General features: G+C 62.4%; 2 protein-coding genes. Both read right to left on the minus strand.

The genetic code is table 11. The features are described from left to right. Nucleotides 1–1676, minus strand: a 1676-nt coding sequence (locus tag EOA86_RS30380; RefSeq protein ID WP_164892126.1) for an FAD-dependent oxidoreductase, incomplete at its 3' end; no start/stop codon positions are given. A gap of 97 nt (nt 1677–1773) precedes the next feature. Then, nucleotides 1774–2367 (minus strand): XRE family transcriptional regulator, encoded by a 594-nt coding sequence (locus EOA86_RS30385; protein WP_128345004.1) that lies wholly within the window; start codon nt 2365–2367, stop codon nt 1774–1776. Nucleotides 2368–2514 lie beyond the last annotated feature (147 nt).

A 2514-nucleotide genomic window follows, 5' to 3' on the forward strand; every position in this document is an offset into this window, starting at 1 on the left:
GCGGTGATCAGCGTCATCAAATTCTCATCGTGGCGCACCACCGACATTTCGGTCACGATGCGGCCCTTGTCGTCGGCAAAATAGACCAGGCCGATGCGGCCGGGTTTCGGCACCAGCCCCGTAACCTGCTGGCTCAGCCATTCCGCAGCGCCAGGGCCGTCGAGGTTGAAGCGGGAAAAGCCGGGCAGGTCCAAAATTCCGGCGGCGTCGCGCACGGCGAGGCATTCTTCGCGGACGCGATGCTGCCATGGCCCGTCGCGACGGAAGGTCAGCGTCGCGGCTTCCGAAACATCGTCGCCGGCTTGCGCGTACCAGGTGGCGCGCTCCCAGCCATTATAGGCGTCGAACTGGGCGCCGAGCGCCTTGATGCGATCATGGATCGGCGACAGTTTGCGGTCGCGCCCAGCTGGCCATGCATGGCGCGGAAACTGAATGGCGTATTCGTTGCCGTAGATTTCCATGCCCTTGGCGACGCAGTAATCCGGGGCCGAGGCAAAGCTGGTGAAGCGGCGCGGATCGCAGGACCACATGTCCCACTCGGTCTGGCCCTCAGTCACCCATTCGGCCAGCACCTTGCCGGCGCCGCCGCCCTGGGCGATGCCGAAGGTGAAGACGCAGGCCTCGAAGGCGTTGGGCACGCCGGGCATCGGCCCGATCAGCGGATTGCCGTCCGGTGCGTAGGGGATCGGGCCGTTGATGACCTTGGACAGACCGGCGGTGCCAAGGATCGGCACGCGGGCGACGGCATCGGCCAGATAGTCCTCCAGCCGGTCGAGATCGTCGGGGAACAGCTGGAAAGAAAAATCGTCTGGCATTGGGTCGTTGTGACCGACCCAATGCGCACGGCAATTGCGCTCATAGGGGCCGAGATTCATGCCGTTCTTTTCCTGGCGCAGGTAATAGGAGGTGTCGACGTCGCGCAGCAGCGGCAGTTTCTTGCCTTGCTCCTTCGACCATGCGGCCAGTTCGGGGATTTCCTCGAACAGGATATATTGATGGCTCATCACCATCATAGGCACGTCGCGGCCGAACATCTTTCCGACTTCGGCCGCACGGTAACCGGCGGCGTTGACGACCACCTCGCAGCGGATTTCGCCCTGCGCGGTCTCGACCACCCACTCGTCGTTCTCGCGGCGCACGCCGGTGACCGGACAGAAGCGAATGATCTTCGCACCCAGGTCGCGGGCGCCCTTGGCCAGCGCCTGGGTCAGCTGCGCCGGGTCGATGTCGCCATCGTTCGGATCGTAGAGCGCGCCCTTCAGCTCATGCGTTTCGATGAAAGGGTAGCGGCGCTTGATCTCGTCGAGCCCGATCACGTCGATGTCCATGCCCTGGTAGCGGCCCATGCCCTTGGCGCGCTCGAACTCCTGCATGCGCTCGGCCGTATGGGCCAGCCTGAGCGAACCGGTGACGTGGTAGTTCATGGGATAGCCAACCGCGTCGGCCAGCCCGCGATAGAGCTCCGTCGAATAGCGCTGCATGTTCATCAGCGACCATGACGAGGAGAAGGTCGGCACGTTGCCGGCCGCATGCCAGGTCGAGCCGGAGGTGAGCTCATTCTTTTCCAGGAGCACGCAGTCGGTCCAGCCCGCCTTGGCGAGATGGTAGAGCGAGGAGGAGCCGACGACACCGCCTCCGATGATCACCACACGTGCCGTGATCGGCAAACCGGCCATGTTTTTCTCCAAACCTAAAGCGCGGTCCAGCGCGCTTATTTCTGTTTTGATGCATGTCGTTATCCCAAAACCGCTGCACACTTTTGGGGACATGCATTCAGTAAACAGGTGGCGAAACCACCCAGATGACTACCGCCGGCTCCGCTCCAGGATTGCGCCAGCGGAACGGCTTGCCGTCGAAGCGAAAGGAGTCGCCTTGGCCAAGCCGGTGCCAGACGCCTGATATCTCGATGTCGAAGCTGCCGGAAGCAACATACCCGGCTTCCTCCGTCGGCCGGCGCGCTTCGGTCTTCAGTTCAGCACCCGGCGCGAAGACCGAACGCAGCATTTCGAAGCTACCGCCGAGATCGGGCGACAGAAGCTCCTCCACCAATCCGGAATCGCTTGTACCAAGCGTGCGGCGGCTACCGGCGCGCACGACCACGCCGCGCTCGTTCTCCAAAGGCACGTCGTGGCTGAAGAACAGGCTGACCGGCACGCCGAACAATTCCGCAAAGGCTCTGAGATCGCTCAGCGATGGTATCGACAGGCCGCGCTCGACCTGACTGACCCAGCCGACGGAGCGGCCGAGCTTCAGGCCGATCTCGGCAAGCGTCAGACCGCGCGCCCTGCGCAGCGCCCTGATATCGCCGGCCAGCAGCCGGTCGCGGTTTTCCTGCTCCGATCTGACAGCGGTCGAGGGCAAAGCCATTTCTCTTGATGAATTTCTTGGTGAGAAATCCCCTTCGTGAAAAAGTCGGGGCAAATTTCATGAGACGTCAGGTTCGTGAAAAAATCAAGAGGATTTTCATAGGGCCACAAGAATTGCTTGCGCCATTTTGGCAGTTCAGGCAAAGGC

The sequence above is a fragment of the Mesorhizobium sp. M5C.F.Ca.IN.020.32.2.1 genome, assembly GCF_004023105.1.
Taxonomy (GTDB): Bacteria; Pseudomonadota; Alphaproteobacteria; order Rhizobiales; family Rhizobiaceae; genus Mesorhizobium; species Mesorhizobium wenxiniae.

Excerpts from the sequence above, each read along its gene's own strand:
- EOA86_RS30385 (WP_128345004.1), bottom strand. The coding sequence starts at position 2,367 with ATGGCTTTGCCCTCGACCGCTGTCAGATCGGAGCAGGAAAACCGCGAC.